The organism is Saccharopolyspora pogona (genome assembly GCF_014697215.1).
In the GTDB taxonomy this organism is placed as follows: Bacteria; Actinomycetota; Actinomycetes; order Mycobacteriales; family Pseudonocardiaceae; genus Saccharopolyspora; species Saccharopolyspora hattusasensis.
In genome coordinates, this window is sequence record NZ_CP031142.1 from 1,453,389 (window position 1) to 1,475,375 (window position 21,987).

The 21,987-nt window shown below is 67.5% G+C and carries 15 protein-coding genes and 1 pseudogene; 12 read left to right on the top strand and 4 right to left on the bottom strand.

All coding sequences use genetic code 11. From position 1 onward, the window contains the following. Nucleotides 1-30 precede the first annotated feature (30 nt). The 7 genes from DL519_RS06275 to DL519_RS06305 all read left to right on the top strand — a co-directional run bounded on the left by DL519_RS06275 (nucleotide 31) and on the right by DL519_RS06305 (nucleotide 6,637). A complete protein-coding gene (locus tag DL519_RS06275; protein ID WP_190813273.1) occupies nucleotides 31-888 on the top strand; it encodes a carbohydrate ABC transporter permease in 858 nt (285 codons plus the stop codon). Further along, nucleotides 885-1,763 carry a carbohydrate ABC transporter permease gene (locus DL519_RS06280; RefSeq protein ID WP_190813274.1) on the top strand — a complete coding sequence of 293 codons (879 nt, stop codon included), beginning with the start codon at nucleotides 885-887 and terminating at the stop codon, nucleotides 1,761-1,763. The genes DL519_RS06275 and DL519_RS06280 overlap by 4 nt, the downstream gene beginning before the upstream one ends. 35 nt (nucleotides 1,764-1,798) lie before the next feature. Beyond that, a complete protein-coding gene (locus DL519_RS06285) occupies nucleotides 1,799-3,097 on the top strand; it encodes an ABC transporter substrate-binding protein (RefSeq protein WP_190813275.1) in 1,299 nt (432 codons plus the stop codon). 4 nt (nucleotides 3,098-3,101) lie between these two features. Beyond that, nucleotides 3,102-4,262: an ABC transporter ATP-binding protein gene (locus DL519_RS06290; RefSeq protein ID WP_223838506.1), complete on the top strand. Its 1,161-nt coding sequence runs from the start codon at nucleotides 3,102-3,104 to the stop codon at nucleotides 4,260-4,262. A 355-nt stretch (nucleotides 4,263-4,617) separates the two neighbouring features. Continuing rightward, on the top strand, nucleotides 4,618-4,926 hold the full coding sequence (locus DL519_RS06295; RefSeq protein WP_190813276.1) for a hypothetical protein: 309 nt from the start codon (nucleotides 4,618-4,620) through the stop codon (nucleotides 4,924-4,926). A gap of 10 nt (nucleotides 4,927-4,936) precedes the next feature. Beyond that, the gene (locus DL519_RS06300) at nucleotides 4,937-5,701 is read left to right on the top strand and encodes a glycerophosphodiester phosphodiesterase (RefSeq protein ID WP_190813277.1); all 765 of its coding nucleotides are present in this window, start codon (nucleotides 4,937-4,939) and stop codon (nucleotides 5,699-5,701) included. A 204-nt stretch (nucleotides 5,702-5,905) separates the two neighbouring features. Then, nucleotides 5,906-6,637 carry a GntR family transcriptional regulator gene (locus DL519_RS06305; RefSeq protein ID WP_190813278.1) on the top strand — a complete coding sequence of 244 codons (732 nt, stop codon included), beginning with the start codon at nucleotides 5,906-5,908 and terminating at the stop codon, nucleotides 6,635-6,637. Between the two features lie 216 nt (nucleotides 6,638-6,853). Here DL519_RS06305 and DL519_RS06310 read toward each other — a convergent pair. Continuing rightward, nucleotides 6,854-7,552: pseudogene (locus DL519_RS06310) on the bottom strand (alpha/beta fold hydrolase); the annotation flags it as partial. A gap of 216 nt (nucleotides 7,553-7,768) precedes the next feature. On the opposite strand from DL519_RS06310, the gene DL519_RS06315 reads away from it, so the two are divergent. Continuing rightward, the gene (locus DL519_RS06315; protein WP_190813279.1) at nucleotides 7,769-8,602 is read left to right on the top strand and encodes a transposase family protein; all 834 of its coding nucleotides are present in this window, start codon (nucleotides 7,769-7,771) and stop codon (nucleotides 8,600-8,602) included. 87 nt (nucleotides 8,603-8,689) lie between these two features. Further along, on the top strand, nucleotides 8,690-10,024 hold the full coding sequence (locus DL519_RS06320) for an ISAs1 family transposase (protein ID WP_190813280.1): 1,335 nt from the start codon (nucleotides 8,690-8,692) through the stop codon (nucleotides 10,022-10,024). A gap of 603 nt (nucleotides 10,025-10,627) precedes the next feature. On the opposite strand, the gene DL519_RS06325 is transcribed toward DL519_RS06320, so the two are convergent. Then, nucleotides 10,628-11,206 (bottom strand): manganese efflux pump MntP, encoded by a 579-nt coding sequence (locus DL519_RS06325; RefSeq protein WP_223838507.1) that lies wholly within the window; start codon nucleotides 11,204-11,206, stop codon nucleotides 10,628-10,630. A gap of 250 nt (nucleotides 11,207-11,456) precedes the next feature. Between DL519_RS06325 and DL519_RS06330 the strand changes: the two genes are divergently transcribed. From DL519_RS06330 to DL519_RS06340, 3 genes are all read left to right on the top strand, one after another. Next, the gene (locus DL519_RS06330) at nucleotides 11,457-11,702 is read left to right on the top strand and encodes a hypothetical protein (RefSeq protein WP_190813282.1); all 246 of its coding nucleotides are present in this window, start codon (nucleotides 11,457-11,459) and stop codon (nucleotides 11,700-11,702) included. A 9-nt stretch (nucleotides 11,703-11,711) separates the two neighbouring features. After that, nucleotides 11,712-16,046 (top strand): HAD-IC family P-type ATPase, encoded by a 4,335-nt coding sequence (locus tag DL519_RS06335; RefSeq protein ID WP_190813283.1) that lies wholly within the window; start codon nucleotides 11,712-11,714, stop codon nucleotides 16,044-16,046. A gap of 154 nt (nucleotides 16,047-16,200) precedes the next feature. Beyond that, complete coding sequence (locus DL519_RS06340) at nucleotides 16,201-16,410, top strand: three-helix bundle dimerization domain-containing protein (RefSeq protein WP_190813284.1); 210 nt, start codon at nucleotides 16,201-16,203, stop codon at nucleotides 16,408-16,410. Between the two features lie 146 nt (nucleotides 16,411-16,556). On the opposite strand, the gene DL519_RS06345 is transcribed toward DL519_RS06340, so the two are convergent. Both DL519_RS06345 and DL519_RS06350 read right to left on the bottom strand, forming a co-directional pair. Continuing rightward, a complete protein-coding gene (locus tag DL519_RS06345) occupies nucleotides 16,557-21,185 on the bottom strand; it encodes a cation-translocating P-type ATPase (protein ID WP_190813285.1) in 4,629 nt (1,542 codons plus the stop codon). Further along, the gene (locus DL519_RS06350; protein ID WP_190813286.1) at nucleotides 21,182-21,466 is read right to left on the bottom strand and encodes a hypothetical protein; all 285 of its coding nucleotides are present in this window, start codon (nucleotides 21,464-21,466) and stop codon (nucleotides 21,182-21,184) included. Before DL519_RS06350 ends, DL519_RS06345 begins: the two co-directional genes overlap by 4 nt. Nucleotides 21,467-21,987 lie beyond the last annotated feature (521 nt).

Here is a 21,987-nt window from a genome sequence, read left to right on the forward strand (position 1 = left end):
CCGCGGCGTCTCCGGTGGCGCAAGGCCGGCGTGACCGCGACCTTGCTGGGGCCGGCTTACGTTTTCCTGATCACGTTCGTCGTGCTGCCCATCCTCGTGGTGAGTGTGCTCGCGATGCTGGACTTCGACCCACTCAGCCAAGAGACGAGCTTTGTCGGCCTGGACAACTGGCACCGGATCCTGAACAGCGCGGAACTGTGGAAGGCGACGGGGAACACCCTCGTCTACACCGCGCTGACCGTGCCCGTCGAGGTCGTTCTCGGTTTGCTGATCGCGCTCGCGATCCGCGCCGCCGGCCGCGGCGCCGGATTGTGGCGGACCGTCTACTTCGCACCGGTGGCGGCCACGCTGGCCGCGATGTCGGTTGTCTGGCGCTGGATCTTCTACCCACAGGTCGGAATTTTCGACGAGACGATCGGCCGGCTGGTCGGACAGGACAGCTGGCTGGGCTCGACGACGCTGGCGCTGCCGGCGGTCGCGATCGTGGGCAGCTGGGCGGGGGTGGGCTCGTGCGTGGTGATGTTCCTCGCCGGCCTGTCGAACGTGTCTCCCCATCTCGAGGACGCCGCTCGGATGGACCGGGCCGGTGCCTGGAGCCGGTTCTGGTCGGTGATCTGGCCCGCGATCGGCCCGGCCGGGACGTTCGCGCTGGTGATCACGACACGCGATTCGTTGCGGGTCTATGACCAGGTGCGCGTGATGACCGACGGCGGACCGGAACAGAGCACCAGCACGTTGTCCTTCGCCGCGTGGCAGCGCGGGGTGAGCTATCTGGACATCGGCGGTGGATCCGTGGTCAACGCCGTGTTGCTGGTGCTGGTTCTGATCACGGTGGCGGTTCAGTTGCGCCTGGGCGGGCGCCAATGGGACGAGGACGGGCGCAGATGAGTACAGCAACGATGACCGTGGCGCCGCAACGGGCGACACGCCCGAGGTCCGCAGGCAACCGCCGTGTGTGGGTGCGCTGGGGCCTGCGTGCGGCGCTTGCCGCGGGCGCGGTGTTCATGCTGGTTCCGTTCGTGCTGATGGTGCTGGCCGCGGTCACCCCCGACGCACGCCTCAAGCCCGGCTCGGCGGCGGTGTCGGGCTTCACCCTCAGCAATTTCCGGCAGGCCTGGCAGGACGTCGACTGGCCAGGGTTGTACCTGAACACGGTCGTGGTGGTCGTCGTGGTGTTCGCGGCGCAGGTGCTGACCTCGCTGCCGGCCGGCTACGCGCTGGCGCGGCTGCGGTTCCGCAACCGCAAGTTGTCGTTCTGGGTGGTCATGGTGTGCCTGGCGATCCCGCCGCAGGTCACCGGGATCCCGGTATTCTACGCACTGTCCCAAGTGGACCTCCTGGACAGCTACACCGCGTTGGTGCTCCCGAGCATCGGCAGTGCCTTCGGCATCTTCCTGTTCCGCCAGTTCGTGCTCTCGCTGCCGCAGAGCGTCTTCGACGCCGCACGGCTGGACCGTACGGGACCGATCGCGATGGTGTGGCGCATCGTCCTGCCCAACGTCAAGCCCGCGTTGGCGGCGTTCGCAGTGTTCACGGTGGTGGGGCACTGGAACGATCTGTTCTGGCCCTCGGTGTTGTTGCGCTCGGATCGGGTGGCCACGGTGCCCTATGGCATCGCGCGGTACGCCGCGCCAGACAGCCTCAGCAGTTACGGCACGCAGATGGCCGCGGCGACCTTGGCCGCGCTGCCGCTCCTGATCTTCTTCCTGTTCGTCCAACGCCAGTTGGTGCGCGGTATCGCCTTCACCAACGGCGGTGAATGACTCTATCTGTCCCCCCAGCCTGAAGGGAATCCCCGATGAACGTGACCATCAGCCGACGGCGTGCCCTCACCGGTGTGCTCGCTGTCGCGGCCGCGGGCGCCGCCGCCGCATGTGGCAGCTCCAGCCGTGGCGGCAACACCGACCCCAAGACCGTGACCGTGCTGTCCTCCTCCGATCCCAGGGTAGTGGACAACCTCAAAGCCGTGCTGGGGCCGGAGTTCACCACCCGGACCGGAATCACGGTGAAGTTCGAACAGGCGGGCGGGCCGCGCTGGCCTGATGTCGACACCCGCCTGCAGTCCGATCTCACCGCCGGGCACCGGGCGGATATCGCGCTGATCGGCACCAACTCGGTGCGCACCTACGCCGACAGCGAACTCGCGCAGCCGCTGGACGACCTCATCGCCCAACCACCGTTCGACGCCTCACAGTTCCAGCCGGCACTGCTCAACGTCGACAAGATCGGGGGCCGGACGATGGCGGTGCCCTACTGCGTCAGCACGCTCGCGCTGTACCTCAACCAGGACGTCCTGCGCAAAGCGGGCCTCGACCCGAACCGGACACCGGCCACGTTCACCGAGCTGAAGGAGTACGCGACCAAGATCGTCAGCAGCAAGGCCGCCCGGTACGGCGTCGCCTGGCCCTACGACACGGACGCGAACTGGGCCCTGCAGACGATCCTGTCCAGCGCTGGTGCGTCGATGATGGATCCGGCCGAGAAGCAGGTGACGATCAACCAGCCACTCGCGGTACAGCAACTGCAGTACTGGCGGGACCTCGTGCAGGAGGGCACCAGCACGGTTATCACCTCCGCCGACCTCACCGCCGCGTTCCTGCGCGGGGACATCGGAATGATGCTGCAAAGCTCGGGTCAAGCCGTCTCGGTCTCCAAGGGAGCGTCATTCTCGGCCCGCACGGACCTGGTTCCGGTGCCCGACGGAGGGACCCGACGCACCACCGTCGGCGGCGGCTCCGCGATCATCCTCGCGGAAGACGAGAACGTGCGGCGCTCGGCGTGGCAGGTGGTTCAGGAGCTGATCGGACCGACCTCGCAGACGCAGCTGGTCAAGACGACCGGGTACACCTCGGCCAACCAGAAAGCGCTGTCCGATCCGCAGTACCTCGGCAACTTCGCACAGGAACAGCCGTTGACCGCCGCGGGTTCCGCGCAGATCGCGACCTTGGCGCCGTGGTACCAGTTCCCCGGCGCCCGTGCGGGCGAGGCCCAGAACCAGCTTCGCGACGCGGTCGTCGCTGCGCTGAACGGCACGAAGCCGGTCGGTCAGGCGCTAAACGACGCCGCCCGGTCCATCACCAGCCTCGTCACGAGGTGACCCGGTGACCACGACAACGACAACGGTGCTCGGCGAGCGCGACGGACACACCTCGTCCGGCCGGTCGGTCGGCATCGAAAAGATCACGAAAATCTACGCGAGCGGCACGCGCGCGCTCGACGAGGTGGACCTGGCCGTCGAACCGGGCACGTTCGTCGTCCTGCTCGGCCCTTCCGGGTGCGGCAAGACGACGCTGCTGCGCTCGATCGCCGGCCTGGAGGAAATCTCCACTGGTCGCATCCTGATCGGCGGCGACGACGTGACCTACCGCGAACCGGGCGACCGGGGTGCGGCGATGGTGTTCCAGAACTACGCGCTCTACCCGACGAAAACCGTGCTCGAGAACATCGAGTACCCGTTGCGCATGGCCGGGGTTTCCCGTCAGGAACGCCGCTCCCGGGCGCGGGAGATGGCCGAGCTCCTGCGCCTGGAGAAGGTGATGCGGTCGCGGCCCGCGCAGCTGTCCGGAGGTCAGCGTCAGCGCGTCGGCATCGGCCGCGCTCTGGTACGCCAGCCGGACGTGCTGCTGATGGACGAGCCACTGTCCAACATCGACGCCGAACTCCGCGGGGAGCTGCGGGCGGAGATCCAGCGCCTGCAACGCCGCAGCGGGACCACGACCTTCTACGTCACGCACGACCAGGCCGAGGCCCTCGCGCTGGCCGACCGGCTGGTGCTGATGCGTGACGGGCGCATCGAGCAGGACGGCCCGCCCCAGCAGGTTTACCAGCAGCCTGCCACCCGATTCGTCGCCTCGTTCCTCGGTGGCATGAACATCCTCGACCTGCCCGCCCCGCACGCCGTGCTGCCGACATCCCTGCGCAGCACCCTCGACGAGTACCAGGTCGGCCACCTCGGGGTCCGGCCCGAAGACCTCCGGGTGCTGCCCGGCTCCGAGGACGTCACGGACACGGAGTTCGTCCTGCGCGGCACGGTGGAGGGACACGAGCTGCTGGGCCGGGAACGGCTCGTGTACTTCCGCACTGCCGATGACCAGCGTGCGCGGGTACGCCTCCACGCCGACCAGACGGTGCCCGCCGAGCTGACGGTCGCCGCCACTGCCGCCGACATCCACCTCTTCGACCCGGCAGGCCAACGGCTACCCAGTCGGCCGGTCAACGCCGACCGGCGGGCAGACGCGCGACCGCTGAGCCGCGCCGAGTGAGACGAACCCACCACACGGGAAAACCTCGTATATGCCATCGCTTTCACCGGACGCCAATGGCTCTCGTGAACAACTCCTCGAGATCGAGGGCACGCCACTGCTCAACTACCAAAGAATCGCGTCAGGCGACAAGCCATTACCGTTGTTCCTGACCGGCGGCGGCGTGCTCGGCCGCTTCGTCCACGGACACGGGGAAGCGGAGGTCTTCCGGCGGGATTACCGATCCAACGTGCCCCCGGGATCGCAGGGGCCCGAAGTGGAACCGTTGTGCGTCTGACGTCCAGACGGACCTGGTGGTCGACATCCGGGGTGCCACAGCTTTTTGGGGCGCGGCTATCCCATTTGCGCCAGGGTCATGCCGACAGCAGCGGTCGAGTATCTCCACGCACTGGGTGACGAGACCACCTGGGGCAACGTGACGATCCAAGGATTGATCAACAACTATCTGCCTTGCATCCCCGCCGTCGAGGCCGTGCCCGGCGACGACTGGGTGCGGCTCCGGGGCCGCATCACGGCCTCCCCGCAACGACTCAGCCGACGGGCGACGGGCGGTCATCTGTTCTTCGTCGGCTTCCGCGGCGCTCGCGCCACCGTCGACCACCTTGGTGACCTCTTCCACGAGGTAACCGAACTCGAGAAGTTTCTCGCAAGCATCAGTCGTTAGGAGAGAGCACATGTCATGGTGGCTGGAACCTCGGACGTCGCCGGCCGCTCCGGCCGTGATCGGACACCGGGGTGCACCCGATCTCGCGACCGAGAACACCGCGCGCTCGTTCGAGCTTGCGATGTCCGCCGGCGTCGATGTCGTCGAAACCGATGTCCGCCTGACGGCAGACGGTCACATCGTCTGCTTTCACGATGACGACTTCCAGCGCCTGTGCGGACGGTCGGAGCGCGCGGATTCCGTGACGTTGTCCGAAGCTCGCGCGATCTTCCCAGACCTGCTCGAGTTCGACGACTTCCTCGACCTCACAGGGAAGTTCCCCATCGTCGTCGACACGAAGTATGCCGGAGAGTGCGAGATCGACCGGTTCGTCGGTGCGGTGGAACAACACGGTGCGTTGGAGCGCAGCCTTTTCACGGCGTACTCGCCCGACAGGGCGCAGTGGATCCGGGACCGTTCCGCACAGGCCAATATAGGGATCTTCTTCCTCGAGGGCGTCGACGAGATCGTGAGCGCGCGCGCTGTCGGTGCACGGTGGATACGGGTGCTGCCCAAGGACCACACACCGGCTGCCGTGGACGGCTTCCGTGCCGAAGGACTCTCGACGATCTCGGTGGCGTCGGCACTGGCCGTGCTCGGCACGCCAAGCGAACGAGCTGACCTCGAACACCTCGTCGCGCTGGGAATCGATGGCGTGATCGCCAGCAAGGCACAGTTCGCGGTCGAGGTCTTCAACCACATTTCCGCAAGCCGGCCCGCGGTCGCGGGCGAGTGACCGTTCACCTATCGAATCCGGCAACGGCCGCAGTCGCATCGACTGCGGCCGTTGCCATTTGAAGAGAAGTCCACCACGAGTGCCGGATGGCCGCGCCGGAAGCGAGGTTGCGTAGAGAACCTGCGAAGTTCTCATCACTGCTTTTCGATTGCCGTTCACCCTAAACGCTGATGAGCTTCACATCCGGCAACTAGTCTGCTGGTCATGGTCAAGCAGACGGCGGGCGAGGCTGCCACCTACCTTGAACTCGCCAACTCACTGGCAGACACGTTCGCCGAGGCGCCACCGGGTTCCCGGTTGCCGTCGGAGAACGAGCTCGCTGAGACCCGGGGCGTGAGCAGACTGACCGCGAGGGCCGCGTTGCGGGAACTAGAACGGCGGTTCATGGTGACGCGAATCCGCGGCAAGGGCACGTTCGTGGCCAGGCGCCTGGAAATCGTGCTCAGCCCGACGTCTCCGCCGAGCTGGAGCGAGTCGGTCCGGCGCGCCGGGGGCCATCCCGACTCGAAGGTCATCAGGGCGGAGACCATCCGAGCTCCGGCTGAGGTCCGTGATCAGCTGGAACTGCCGCGCAACGGCCGGGTCGTCGTGGTGGAGCGGCTGTGCTACGTCGACGGGCTCATCGCCCAGTTCGGGCGAAACTGGTTCCGGGCCGACCTCGCGCCGAACCTGGAAGACCTGCTCAGCCGCGGGGGCTCGATGTACAAACTGCTGACCTCCTTCGGTTATCAACCGCGGCGGTTGTGGGTGCGCAGCAGGTTGGACGCGTTGCCGGGAGAGGTCGCTCAGCACCTCGAACTCGAGGGGCACCCCGCGTTGTGGCATTCGAGCAGTTGCGTGGGAGACCGCAAGACCGGCCGACGATTGCACCGGGGCGAGGGATGGAGCCGACCGGATGTCATCCAGACCTGTTTCCAGCTGGGCGACCCCGATTAGAGACTTCTTGAAAGTGGTTCGCGTGGCGGTGCGGGTAGCAGGCCTTCCCGTCGCCCACCGCCACCCTTAACGGACGCGCTCCGCGCCACCTGACGATTCAAGCCCGCGGCGCCGACCGACGGTCGGCGCCGCGCGCATGGGCGGGCAGGTCTGCGATCAGCTCGTTCGCCTGGTAATACAGCTTCGATCGATCAGCGCATGCGTCAGCTGGGCCACTCAACTCTGCAAGAACAATCTGATGGTCGGCAGGGTTTCGTCGGAGGCAGAGTTCTGCACGGAATGTCCGTTTCTCTTGATTACATGCAGGGTCGATCCCGGGATCAGGTCGTGTATCTCGACCGAGCAGGCGACAGGGGTCACCCAGTCGTCTTCGCCGCACATGACCAACGTCGGGACGCGCAACGTGGGCAACTGATCGCGCACGTCATACGACGACCCCATGTAGTAGCGCCGATGCGCCTCTGCGTTGCAGGGACCGGTCAAAGCGCCTTCCAGAGCTGCCTCTACCGAAAAGTCCGTCTCGTTGTAGAGCCGGCTGATGGCGAAGCGAATCAGCCGCATCTCGGTGTCGCTCTCCACCTCTCCACCCAGGTACCGCCGGACCATGTTCCTGGTGGCCATCGGAGCCAGGTGCGCCCGCTTGTCGAACTCGTCGAGTGCCCTTTCTTCGAATTCGTGCGAAGCGGTGGCGCCGATGAGAACCAGTCGGGACAGGTTGTCTTGATAGCGTAGCGCGTGCATCATCGCCACCTGCCCGCCGAAGGAGAGCCCGATCACCATTGCCGGGGACGAGCCGAAGAGCGTTTTGCGGAAGGCCTCGAGGTCCTCGACCAACTGGTCGACCGTCAGCGGCTCCTTGACCTCGGACCCGCCCAGGCCCCGCCGCTCGAACGCGGTGACACGGTATTCGTCACTGAGCGGCTCGAACGCAGAAAATGCATTGGGCTTTTTTCATCCTGATCTTGGCTGGTCAGAGGGTGTGGTCGTGGGTGGCGTGGTGTGGGCGGGCTGGCCAGGGCCATGATCATTTATCAAGATCATCTGACGGTGGCCGTGGTCGCGGAGAAGATGTGACGATGATCATGGCCGGTTGGCTGCAACGAGAGTGCCCCCGGCGGGGTTGGGGAGTGTGTGAAAACCCAATCCAGCCCCGCCGAGGGCACCGAACCCATTGTGTACCAAGCCCAACTTCCCGTGTCGAGGGCCACGATCGACTACCTCGCCTCGCTGATCACCACGCACTGCAGGAAAATCCGCTCTCGCTGGCGCAAGGTGACCCCTGGTACGCAGGCGATCATCGTGCTCGCGGTGCTGCGTCACGACCAGCGGCTGCTGGACATGGCCGGCGGCAACAGGGTGTCGGCCTCGACGATCCGCCGCTGGGTGCTGGAGGTCATCGACCTGCTGGCCGCCCGTGCCCCGCGCCTGGACCGCGTCCTGAGCAAAGTGGCCCGCGGCGGGGGTGAGGTCGTGCTGCTGGATGGCACCCTGGTGCGCACCCAGCGCCGCACCGGCAAGAACAACCGGCGCAACTACAGCGGCAAACACAAAGCCCACGGCCTGCTGTTTCTCGCCCTCACCGACCACAAAGGCAACCTGTTGTGGTTCTCTGCGGCCAAACCAGGGCGGGCCTCGGAAGTCACCACCGCCCGCCACAACAACATCACCACCGCACTCCGGGACGCCGAACTCGGCGCGATGTGCGACCTCGGATTCACCGGACTGGAAGACGACCCCGACGAACCCGTGATCATCATCGGCCGCCGCGCCGCCCGCGCCCACCCGCTCACCGACGCCCAGAAACAAGCCAACCAACTCGTTGCCCGCGAACGCGCCACCTGCGAACACGGCTTCGCCGACCTCAAAAACTGGCGCATCCTCACCCGCCTACGCATGCACGCAGCCAACGCCACCCGCCTACTACGGGCCCTGCTGGTGCTGACCAACCTCGAAATCACCCGCTGACAAACGATCATCAAAAATGATCATCGCCCCTGACCAGCCCACACACACCCCACCCCACCCCGCAGGGCTAAGGCAAGATCGCGCTGAGTGATCAACTCAGCTCGTAGGGTTGCCGGCCGGGTTGGCGTGCTGGGCCGGGAAATGGAGGATGGCCTCCTTCTGGGATCATGGAGATTGCGAAATAACCAAACTCCAGAAGAAGGCCATCCGTTGTCATTTTCTCATGGCTCGTCATGGGCGTCGTTTCCGGGTAGCGCCGGCGGTGACGATGCCGATCTGGCGGAACTGATGAAGTTGCTCGGCAAGGTGCCGGATCGCCGTAAGCGGAAGGGCCGCGTGTATAGTTTGGCGTTCCTTCTCGCGGCGTCGTTGATCGCTGTGCTGGCGGGCGCGTCGAATTTCCGGCAGATCGCCGACCAGGTCGCCGATCTGCCGGCGTCGTTACTGCGGAAAATAGGTGGACGATGGTGCTGGTTCCGCGGCTTTTTCCGTGTCCCGGATACGTCCACGATCCGGCGCGCGCTGGAAGATGTCGATGTAGCGAAGCTGGAAGGACTGATCGGGCCGTGGCTGCTGCGTCATGCCCGGCCTATCCCGGGCGGCACGTTGCGGCTGGCTATCGACGGCAAAGTGCTGCGCGGTTCGTGGATCGGGGATCACGAGTCGTTCACGCTGTTCTCCGCGATGATCCACTGCGATGGTGTCACCGTCGCCCAAGTGGCCGTTCCTCCGGGAACCAACGAAATCACCCAGGTCACGGTCCTGCTCGACGGTGTCTCCCGCGGTGTGGACGGCCGTGTGGTGGTCACCATGGACGCCGCGCACACCCAGCGAGAGACCGCCGAATACATTGCCGGCGAACGCGGATTCGACTACGTCATGACAGTAAAGGGAAATCAAGCGGTGCTTAAGGAAAAGGTATTCGACCGCGTTCTTCCGCTCTTGCGGAAAACACCGCATCATGTCGTCGTCGATGACACCCACGGCCGGATACGCCGCTGGACTACCTGGATTACCGACGCCGGCGGAATCGATTTCCCACACGCGCGTTCCGTAGCCTGCGTCAAACGAGAAGAAACAACTTTTTCCGGAGAACTCGTCAGCAAAGAGCGCGCCTGGATCATCACCAGCCAGAACACCACCACAGTCACCGCCGAAGACCTACACGACCAAGTCCGCGACCACTGGGGAATAGAAAACAAAAGCCATCACGTCCGTGACACGACATACCACGAAGACGCACAACAAATCTATACCGGGACCGGTGCCCATATACTGGCAACATTACGGAATACCGCAATATCGATGCTTCGCATAACTGGACACAACGACATCCGCCGGACAACCGAATGGATCAGCAGGGACCGCACACGAACACTCCCCCTCCTGTCACTCCAAGTTGCAGGGCGCAACACACAGTGATCTTGCCTTTGCCCTGCCCCACCCCGTCAACCCCCCACCACCAGAACAAACAGGATGAAAAAACCCCATTGGAATAGTATGAAGCGCCACGTCCCCCGTGGACGACGATAATGGGAGGCGCGTCGGCTCTGCCTACGTCTTGATAGGCGTGGAGTGCTTCATTCAAAAGTATTTTGCCCTGCATGTTCCCTCGCTCATCAGTGATCATCGCAACGATTTCGTTGCTCGCCGGTGCGGGTAGCGGCCGCGTCCGCAGCTTGCCTGACCATGATCAGCAGGCTAGGAGTGCGACATGAAACTCTCCCGCGCACAAGGTGAATGGAAACCGACCACAGTGATGACAACCGTGCGGGATAAGTAGACAACTTCGATGTCGTGCACGATCGTCGGCTCGAAGGTGCCGTCGCGGTGCCGGGGAACGGCCGATGTCGACCGCTCGCACGTCGGTCAGCACGGTGATAAGGTGGGTGCCAGTGAGTTGGCCAAGGGGGCGTTCGGGTTGTGGTAGTACTCCGATTGCCGCGGCACACCAATAAGAGTAGGCAGCCTGGCAGGTGCAACGCCCGCCGAAAGGGCTCTGGCGCGACCAGCCGGGTTGGGTGGTCAGATCATCCCTAGGCCAATTCCGGCGCTGATTGCGAGGAGGACGACTCCTGCGAGTAGTTCGCTGTGCTTGCTGAGGCGTTGACCGAATCGGGCGTTGAGATGCGCTCCGAGTTCCAGACCGAGCAGCGACAGAGCCACGCTTGCGGTGCCGATGATGATGGCCGCCAGGACGATAGCGGTGTGATAGGTGCCCAGGGCGAAGCCGATGATCAGGTTGTCGACGCTGAGGGCGGCCCCGACGAGGCAAAGCTGAAGCAGTCCCCACGTGTGGAGCTCGGTTCTTCCCGGATTGGATCGTGCACGCACCGCTGAGACGACGGTGTAGAACCCGGTGAGGCCCAGCAGGATCGCGCCGGCAGTGGTCGTGACCCCGCCGAAGCGAAGTACGGCCTGCTGACCCAGCGCGAGGCCCAGCAGCGGCATCGCCGTCTCGAAGAACCCGAACACACACGCGACCTTCAGTCGCAGTCGTGCGTCGACGCCCAGCAGGCCGAGGGCGATCGCCGTTGCGAAGTTGCCGAGCCCTGGCGACAAGGCGGCGACGGTCAGTCCCACCAGCGACAGCACGGCGCTCACCGTAGCGACGACAGCGCCGAGGCGCAGACCATAGCCGCGTCGATGTCTTTAGCCCGCAAGAGAACACGATTCCAACACTGCTGGGACTACTGGCGTGTTGGCGGGTCGGACAGCGGGGCGAAGCCCGTCGGTGTTGTTGATCGGCTCGCGGGCCACCGGGATGACGGATGTATGGCTGTTTCGAGGTTCGCTTTCCGTTCGCCGGTTCTACGCTCGGACTCACCACGGTATCTGTGCGCGGGAGGCAGGCGTGGCTAGGACAGCGCAGAACACAACGCCTGGTGCAGGCGCGCAGCGACGAGGGGCGCGGTCGCGGGCTGAGACGGTCGGCCTGCCCGTCGCGGCGGAGTTCCGTCGGCCGGATGTTTGCGTGCCGTGTAGTGGGGAGGACGCGGCCCGCGCGGTGCGGGACGGTTGGGTGCTCGAATGGCCGGTTGTGGAGGCGACCGGCGCGAGGGTGCCACGGGCGTTGGCCGGCTGCGCGTCGGACGGTTGAGGGTGTTCGATGCTGCGTACCTTGGGCGCGTTGGCCTCGCAGATCGTGGCTCCGGTGGCGGCCGCCGCGAGGAGCGTCGCGGGCTTGGGGAGCGGGCGGCGGGCTTGGGCGTCGGATGGGCGTGCGCACGTAGAGGTGCGCGGTGTTCACCGGCCGGGGAGCGAGGAAGCGGGCGAGCGGATCGTCCGGCGACTGGAGAAGGTGCCGGGCGTTGCCTGGGTCGAGATCAACGCCGCCGTGGGGCGGGTGGTCATCGGGCACGATCCGGACCTGGTGGGGATCGCCGAGCTGGTGGGCGCGGTGGAGGATGCCGAGGCGGCATTCGGGCTGGACGAGGAACCGTTCGCCGCGGTCAGCGCGAGCCATCCGGACAATCCGGCGAAGGTGATCGCCGAGGCGACGGTGCTGGGGGCGAACTTGACTGGCGCTGCGATCGCGATGGGGGCCCGGATGCTGCCGCTGCCCGCGCTGCCGCCGTCTGTTCCGGCACTGGTGTCGACCGGTGAGTCGGTCTCCCGGGTCCGAGCGCCGCTGGAAACGCGGATCGGGAAGACCGCCACCGATGTGCTGTTCGGGCTCAGCAGTGCGATGGCGAACACGCTCGCGCAGCGTCCGGCGAGTTTGCTGGCGGAATCGGCGTACCGGTTCTTTCTGTTGCGGGAGACGCAGACCGCGCAGCGTAGCTGGGCTCGGTGGGAAGCCGGCGTCGGCACGCATCCCGTGAGTCACCGCAGCAAGCCGGTGGCGGTCATGGCGCGCCCTGTGCCGTTGCCCGACGGCCCGGTCGAGCGCGCCGCGAACGGTTCGGCTCTCGCCGGGCCGGCGGCGTTCGCGGGCATGCTCGGGGTGACGCGGAGCCTTCAGCGTGCGCAGGCGATGTTGGTCGCGGGCGCGCCGCGCGCGGCTCAGGTGGGCCGGGGCGCGTTCGCGGCACAGCTTGGGTACGGGTTGTCCGAGCGGACGACTCTGGTGTTCGAACCCCGGGTGTTGCGGCGGTTGGACCGGGTCGACACGGTGGTGATCGACGCCGGCGTTCTGCGCACCGGTGCTCGGCTGGTGCATGACGTGATTCCCGCGGACGGCGATCACGCGGCCGTCGAGCTGTGGGAACGTGCGCACCACTTGGTCGGCGTGACCAAGGCGGATGGCACGCAGCGTGAGGGTTGGTCGCTGTCTTCGGTGGCTCGGTCGCGGTTGCCCCCTGATGTGCGTAGCGTGGCGGGGCCCGGAATTGAGGTGTTCGCGCTGCGCCACGATTCGCGCAGGGTTGCGTGGGTCCTTGCGGCCGAGGAATTGGATCCTCTCGCGGAGGAGTTGGTCGCGGCAGCTCGCGGGGTCGGGTCGGTGGTCGTCGCTGGGGATGGGGGCCGGTTGGCGGCGCGGATCGGTGTTGATCGCGTGGTTGCGGGTGGGGTGCGGCTTGCTTCGGCTGTGCGAGAGATGCAGCGGGAGGGCAGCGTCGTTGCGGTGGTGTCCTCGGAGGCGCGAGCGGCGTTGGCGGCTGCGGATGCCGGTTTCGGTGTGACCCGTGATGGTGAGGTTCCGTGGGGTGCGCACCTGATCGCGGGCGCGAGCCTGGGGGAGCCGTGTGCGTTGTTGCGTAACGTGTCGACCGCGCGTCATGTCAGCAGGCGCAGCGCGCAGCTGTCGTTGATCGGTTCGGTCAGCGGGGCGGCGCTAGCCGCGTTCGGGCCCGCTATCGGTAGTCAGGCCCGTGCTGGAATTCCGGTGGCGGTGTGTGCGGCGATCGCGCTGGGGGCGGGAACGTGGTGGGGGATGCAGGCTGCGTGGCGTCCGGTTCCGCGTGCCGTGCCGCGCACTGCTTGGCATGCGATGGCGCCTGGCACGGTGCTGGAACTGCTCGACAGTTCACCGGAGGGCCTGACCGGTGATGCGGCGCACCAGCGTTTCCCGGGTCACGACGAAGGAGCGGACTTCCGCCGGATGGGTTTGCTGCGGGCGTCGCTGGAGGAGCTGGCGAGCCCGCTGACGCCTGCCTTGGCGGGTGGGGCCGCGATCTCGGCGAGCATCGGTGCCGTTGCGGACGCGACGATCATCCTGGGCGTGCTGGGAATGAACGCGTTGATCGGCGGCGTGCAACGCATCACTGCCGACCGTGCGTTGAACAAGCTGCTGGAGGCCAGTGTTGTTCGGGTTGTGGTGCGCTGCAAGGAAAACGTGACGCAGTTGCCCGCTGACCAGCTCGTGCTCGGCGATGTGGTGGAGTTGGTGGCCGGGGATGCTGTTCCGGCCGACTGCCGGCTCCTGGAGGCGGAAGGGCTGGAGATCGATGAGTCGAGCCTGACCGGCGAGTCGATGTTGGTCACCAAGACAGTGACGGCGACTCCGGCGGTGCCGGTCGCGGACCGGACCTGCATGATCTACCGCGGCACCGCGGTCGCCGCCGGGCGGGCGGTGGGTGTCGTGGTCGCGACCGGCGCGAACACCGAGGCCGGCAGCGCGATCGGGTCCGACGCCCGGCGAGGTGCCGATGGTGTCGCGGCGCGCCTGCAGACGCTGGCCAAGGTGACGATTCCGATCTGCCTGGGAGCAGGTGGGATTCTGCTCGTCACGGACATACTGCGCGGGCGTCCATTGGGGACATCGCTGGGGCGGGCGGTGAGCCTGGCGGTGGCGGCCGTTCCCGAGGGATTGCCGTTCGTTGCCACCGTCGCCGAGCTCGCGGCGGCCCGGCGGCTGTCGAAACGCGGGGCATTGGTGCGTAACTCCGCGACGATCGAGGCTCTGGGCCGGGCGCAGGTGTTGTGCTTCGACAAGACCGGCACCCTCACCGAAGGGCGCATCGCGCTGCGGCGGGTATCCGACGGCGCGTCGAGCCGGTGGCTCGAAGACATATCCACAGTGCAACGCCGAGTGCTCGCGGGTGCCTTGCGGGCAAGTCCGTTGGTGGAGAACGGAGAACTGCTCCCGCATCCCACCGATCGCGCGGTCGTCGATGGCGCGCGCGGCGCGGGAGTGCACCCGGCCGAAGGCAAGGAGGGCTGGGTACCGATCGACGAGATGCCCTTCGAGCCCTCCCGCGGCTACCACGCGGTGCTCGGCACCTGGAGCGACGGCAATCTGCTGAGTGTGAAAGGTGCCCCGGAGATCGTGCTGGCCCAGTGCACCCGGTGGCGCAGACCAGACGGCGACGTGCCGATGGAGGGCACCGCTGGTCGAGGTGTGGAGCGCGTTGCCGAAAACCTCGCCCGGCAGGGCTACCGAGTGCTGGCTGTCGCTGAGCGGGCCGCCTCGGACCGTAGTGATCTCGACGAGTCCCGGATCCGGGATCTGCGGCTGATCGGATTCGTCGCGCTGGCCGACCCGGTACGGCCCACCGCGGCTGCCGCGGTCGCGCAGCTCCAGCAGGCAGGTGTCGAGGTTGTGATGGTCACCGGCGATCACCCCAGCACCGCCGAGGCGATCGCCGCCGAACTCAACGCGCTCAACGAGCGCCGCGTCATGACCGGCACCGAACTGGACACCCTCGACGACGACCAACTGGCGGCGGAAGTGCCCACCGTCGCGGTGTTCGCGAGGGTCAGCCCGGCGCAGAAGGCGCGCATCGTCGACGCCCTGCAGCGCAACGACCGTGTGGTCGCGGTGACCGGGGACGGCGCCAACGACGCCCCGGCGATCCGGTTGGCCGACATCGGCATCGCGCTGGGGGAGCGCGCAACCCCCGCGGCGCGCGAGGCCGCCGACCTCGTGGTCACCGACGACCGCATCGAGACCATCGTCGATGCCATCGTGGAAGGCCGCGCCATGTGGGCATCGGTGCGCGACTCGCTGGCCCTCCTGCTCGGCGGCAACCTCGGCGAGATCGGCTTCACCGTCGTCACCGGTCTGATCAACGGCGGGGGCAGCCTCAACGCCCGGCAGCTGCTGCTGGTCAACCTGCTCACCGACATCCTCCCGGCGATGGCGATCGCGGTGCGACCACCACCGACGATCACCGCCGAGATGCTGCTGGCCGAGGGCCCCGAAGCCTCGCTGGGCGCCGCGTTGACCCACGACATCTACCGCCGCGCCGCGGTCACCGCCGGGGCCGCCATCTGTGCGTGGATCCTGGGCAGGGCGACCGGGACCCTGCGCCAGGCCAACACGGTCGCACTCGTGGCGCTGGTCGGCGCCCAGCTCGGACAGACCCTGGTCGTGCGCGGACGGACACCACTGGTCGTGGGGTGTGCGCTTGTCTCGTTCGTGGCACTGGCCGCCGTCGTCCAGACGCCCGGGCTGAGCCAATTCTTCGGGTCCAGCCCGCTACTCCCGCACGGCTGGATGATCGCCGCGGGCGCAACGACCGCCGCCACCGCCATCAGCCTCCTGCTCCAACAATGGTGAACCGCCATGTGTGAGCGCCAAGATCCCTTCACCGCAGCCGTCGTCGGGCCCGACTCGGGACAACTTCGAGCGGGCAAGACGTGGGAGCGCCGAGAACGGTGGACGACTCGCCAGCGGCGACAGCGCCTGCCTCCAGCCGACGGGCGGTGAACCCATGATGGGGATCGATCACGCGCGGCTTCAACGAGAACTGGACCTGGTACGAGAAGAACTGTCCGGCCAGTTCCCCGACGCACAGCCCGGACAGATCTTGCACGCGATCAACACCGCCGCCGCCGAGCTGGTACCGCAAGCCACCATAGGGGACTTCCTGTCGATCCTCATACGCCGACGCGCGCAGGAAAGACTGCGAACCCGGCAATAGCACGCGAGCGGATTTCCTGCGAGTGCCTACCCGGACCGGGATAGGGGGCGCGAGGGCAAGATCGACGGCTGTCGGGTCTTCAGTTGTGGCGGTGTCCTCTCGCCAACGATTCGACTGCGCTGCTTCAGCCGTGGCTGGGCGCATGGTCAAGACCGTTCCGGCGTATCTTCCCCGAGGACAAGGGACGGCACCCGCTCCGGCGGCTGCCCGTTGGCATCGTCTCGGCTGGTGGGGCGGTCGTGTTGGTCCGGTTGCGTGCGGTCGGCCCGGACCGGCGTTCGCCCACGTGTGAGGCAAAGCGCTCGATCTTCGCAGCCATCGTGATCGTGGGTTGTGGTTTCCGGGTCGGCGTGGTGGTGATCGGCCACGGTCTCGACGATGTTGTCGGATTCTGACCGCATGGCCTGCTGGCTGCGTGTCCGCGGCTGGAGGACGAGGCCGGCGGCGCTGGCGGCGATGGTGCAGCCCAGGGCGATGGCCCAGCCGTGGGGCAGTAGGGGTGTGGAGCCGAAGAAGTGGCTGAGGCCGGGGGTTTGCACGATGGCGGCCAGTGCCGCCATGGACGCGAGCGCACCGGCCACGACCAGTGGGGTGCGTCCGCGGATGACCAGGGTCTGGCCGAGTTGGGCGCCGACGAGTGCGACGAGCGCGACGGTGTCGGCGTGTCGGCGGGTTCCGGTGGCGCGGCCGAGGACCCAGGCGGTGAACGCGGATGCGGCGGTGATGATGCCGCGCCGGTAGATGTCGCGGTGCAGTGCGGCGCCGAGGGAGGCGTCGGGCCCTTCCTCCAGGAGCATCTCGGGCGTGATTTCCGGTGGGGGGCGTACTGCGATCGCCATGGCCGGGATGACGTCGGTGAGGAGGTTGACCAGCAGCATTTGGCGGGCGTTCATCGAGCCGCCGGGGGTGAGCAGGCCGGTGGCGACGATGTAGAGGATTTCGCCGAGGTTGCCGCCCAGCAGCAGGGCCAGGGAGTCGCGCACCGAGGCCCACATGGCGCGTCCTTCGACGATGGCGTCCACGATCGTTTCGATGCGGTCGTCGGTGACCACGACGTCGGCGGCTTCCCGGGCGGCGGGTGTGGCGCGTTCGCCGAGCGCGATGCCGATGTCGGCGATTCTGATCGCGGGTGCGTCGTTTGCGCCGTCGCCGGTGACGGCGACGACGCGGTCGGTGCGCTGCAGTGCTTGGACGACACGTGCCTTGTGTGCTGGGGTGGTGCGGGCGAAAACCGCGATGTTGGCGGCCTTGGCGGCCAGTTCGTCGTCGTCGAGGGCGTCGAGTTCGGTGCCGGTCATGACCTGGTGGTCGTTGAGGATGCCGAGTTCGGCGGCGATGGCTTCGGCGGTGCTGGGGTGGTCGCCGGTGATCATGATGATCTGTACGCCTGCTTGCTGCAGTTGGTCCACTGCGGCGGCTGCGGTGGGGCGGACCGGGTCGGCCAGGGCGATCAGGCCCGTTAGGCGGAGGTTGCGCAGGCGGGAGTCGTCGAGGTCGCGGCGGCCGGTGGCGGGCCGTTCGGCGACGGCCAGCACGCGGTATCCCTGGCGGGCCAACCGGTCGAATTCCTTCTCCACACCAAGGCGTGCGTCGTCGTCGAAGGCTAGGTCCACGTCGTCGCGGCGCCAGTGGGTGCACTGGGCGAGCACGACCTCCGGGGCGCCTTTGATGCTCAGCAGGTGGTCGCTGCCGACTCGTCCGAGCACCATGTGGTAGCCCCTCGAGGGTTCGAAGGGGAGTTCTTCGACGAGCTGCCAGCCTGCGGTGCCTTCGCTGGGCTGTACGCAGAGGTCGCGGGCCCCGTTGACGACTGCGCGGTCGGTGGGGTGCGGCAGGATTTCACCGTCTTGTGCTGCCGGGCTGGCGCGCAGTGCGGCGGCGAGGATCTTTCTGTCCACTGTGGATAGATTTGCGATGTCGCGGGTGGTGGATCCATCGGATACCCCGCGCAGGGCGATGCGTCCTTCGGTGAGGGTGCCGGTTTTGTCGAAGCACAGCACGTCCGCTCGGCCCAGTGCCTCGATCGTCGAGGAATTGTGCACGAGGGCACCGCGTTTCGACAGTCGCCGGGCTGCGGCCAGCTCGGCGACGGTGGCGACGAAGGGCAGGCCCTCCGGTACTGCTGCGACGGCCAGGCTCACCGCTCGGCCCAGGGCCGCGCCGATGGGCTGACGCCGGATCAGGTCCGCGACCAGCAGCAGGCCTCCGGCGCCGATCGAGATCGGTACGGTGACCTTGGTCAGGGTCCGCAAGCGCGCCGCCACCCCGCCGGGACGGTCCGGGGCGTCGTCGGTGCCTGCCGCGCTGCCGGCTTCGGTGGCTTCTGCGGTGGCGACGACGACTGCGACGGCGCGTCCGGCTGCGATCGCGGTGCCCTGGTAGAGCATGCAGTGCCGGTCGGCCACCGCGGCCGCGGGTGTGGTGGCGGTGGTCTTGGCCACGAGCTGGGATTCGCCGGTCAGGCTGGACTCGTCGACCTCGACCCCGTCGGCTTCCAGCAGGCGGCAATCCGCGGGGACGGCGTCGCCTGCCACCAGGTCGATGACGTCGCCGGGTACGAGTTCGTCGGCGGGCACGCGGGTGCGTTTGTCCTTGCGGCGCAATGCGACCGGGATAGCGGTGGCATCCAGGAGTTTGCGCAAGGCGCGGTCGGCGCTGACCCGTTGCACGCCGCCGATCAGCGCGTTCAACCCCAGCACGCCACTGATGATGATCGCGTCGGCGGTCGCTCCGATGCTGGCGGAGATCCCCGCCCCACCGGCCAACGCGGGTGTCAGCGGGCTCGCCAACTCGTCCAGGCTCGCGAGCATCAGGCTGGTCCGGCCCGGCTGTGAGTGGTCCTGGCGTTCGAGTGCGCGCTGCTGCGCATCGTCGTCGGTCAGGCCGTTCGGTGAGCTGCCGAGCAGTTCCAGCACCGTGGACGGAGACATGGCGTGCCAGGGCGTGCGGGCGGTGTCGGACGGTACCGGGCGTCGCCCCGCTTGCATGCCCCAATACGCACCGGCGCCGAGGGCCAGGAGCGCACAGGTGGACACGGGCACCGCCGCGCGGGCCTGGCTTCCCGCGGCAGGCCCGAGCGCGGCCAGCACGGCGCCGCTGGCCGAGCCGATGACGGCGAGTTGGGCACTGCGTCGGCTGACGGTGCGCGCGGTGGGGATCAACCGCAGCAGGGCGCACGCCTCGCCCAAGCCGGGACCAGTGATCAGGTGCGCGCCCCACGGGGGCGGCCCGTGGCCGGTGACGCCGATTCCGAGATCGGCGGCGGCCAGGCCCGCACGACTACGCCTCGAGACCACGGCGACGCCGTGGCCGTCGGCCTGCAACTCCCGCACGAGCGTCGCGAGGCCCGTGCCGGCAGGCGCGATGCGATCGACATCGAATTGCCCCGCAAGCCGTGGGTCTGCTCCAGCGAGCACAACCGAGCCCACCTCACGGGCCGCGGTGAGAAGCTCGTCGGTCAGGGACGCCAGTTCCTCCTCGACCTCGACGATGGCAACCGGGTGCCCATCCCGGTTCAGCGCGCAGGTGTGCACCCCCGGACCGGCCGCCTGCCGGAACGCGCCTTCCCGCTCCACGTGCGACAGATCTGCGTCGCCCAGTTGTGACAGCGCCCAGCCGTCGCGTTTCGCGTCCGCGTGCACCACCACACCGACCAAGGCGTGCGCCCGCTCCCACAACCTCGCGATGTCGACCTCACCGTTGAGCGGAATCACGTCGCACACACGCTGAGTTCCGGTCTGCACGGCGCCCGCGTCGATCACGACCGTGTCGATCCGGTCCAATCTGCGAAGGATTCGTGGATCGAGCACCAGCGCATGACGCTCGGAGACCGCGATCCCGAGCTGTGCTGCGAACGCATCCCGGCCCAGCCCGGCCGCTCGCGGCACTCCCGCGACCAGAAAGCCCTGTGCCCGCTGCAGACTCCGTGTCACTGCCAGGGTTCCCAGGAAGGCTGCGGGCCCGGCCACCGCCGAGGTGTTCGCCACCCGCTCGATCGGTCCATTGGGCAGGGGTGCCGGGCGGGAGCCCACGTCGACAGGCTCGCACCGGTGGAACTCGGGGCGGTCCCCGAACTCCGCTTCCCGCCGCGCCCAGCTTCGCTGCACCGCCTGGGACTCCCGCACCAAGCAGAACCGATGCGTGGCGTCTGCCAGCAAGGTCGTCGGCCGCTGCGCCAAGGCATTCGCTGCGGCGCCCCCGAGACCGAACAGCAGATCCGTGGCCGTCCAGCCCACCCGAGCCTGGACGGCACCCCGGATCTTCTGCACGGAGTCAGCGGTGGAGACCAACGCCGGAATGGACGGCGGCACGGCGGGTACCGGCAGCCAGCGGGCCGCCACGGCATAACCCAAGCCCGCCAGGTTCGCCCCCATCACCACCGTGTTGCCGAACACCCTGGCGACATCGCCCGGCCGCACCGTGCCAGCCTCGCGGCGAGGACGCTCGCCCATACCGCTGGCCTGCTCGGCTTCTTCCACCGCGCTGACCAATTCAGCGAGCTCGACCGCCTCCGGGGCGTGCCCGATGATCACTCGGCCCAGCGCCGCGTTGACCTCGGCCCACCGCACACCGGGCAGCTGCGTGAGCCGATCGGTGATTTGCTCGGCCGCCGATTCGGACCCCGGCTCGTGCACGCCCCGCACCTCGATGTGCGCGCGACCGTCCGCGGCCCACGCCCGCCGACTATCGCCGCCACCCAAGACGCCGCGCGCGACGACCACCGCCGGCGCCGCGAGGTGCGACGCCAGAGCTCTCAACCCACCAAGCGCGGTCACGCGCTGGTGCGGTCCGAGCGAGCCCCGGACCTCGCCGGTGCTGAACCCGAGGTTCCCTCACTGGCCCGCTGCGCGACCACCGTACCGACACCGATCGCGGCCGCCACCGGCCATTCGATCAGCGACAATGCCGCCAGTGCCCCCAGAACGCCGTAATAGGCCAGCTGCCCGGGTGGGGGAAGGTTCTTCCGCACGGTGTTGACCACGCCTGCGACATTCTCCTGCCCAGGAATGTGCATTTCCGGACGACGAAACTCCGCTGTCACGAACGGCAGCTTCACGGTCGCAGCCTGCGGGCGACTGGTCTTCCCCGATGCGCTCTGTGAGCGGTCGCCACGGGACCCACCGGAGGTTCCAGCTTCAGACTTCGCGTTCTGGGTTCTAGCAGCCACGACGCTCCTATCAGATTTGGCAACGAGTAAACCTCGAGACTACTTCCGTGAAGGTCCATTGAAGACTCGAATGCAGGCATGCACCCCGTTCAAGTGAAAACAATCCACAACGGACGAGATAGGGGAACCAGGATGTAGCTGTTTGTGGACCTCGTCCGAGCGGAACACCAACAAGCGAACACGTGCGGGCGAACACACTGGCCACCTACGGCTTCACGTGCGTCGCTGGCCGTGAACGCAAGCAGTGTCACCTAAACGCGGCATGATGTCCGTTCGCTGCTACCTGATACGCACCACCAGCCCGGCCCTACAACGCACAATCGCCGGGCGTCCGGGGCAGTCACGTCGGCCAGCGCGTGATGCACAGCCCGGCATTCGGGCTTGTCGGCGCTGCCCAGGCGTTGACACCG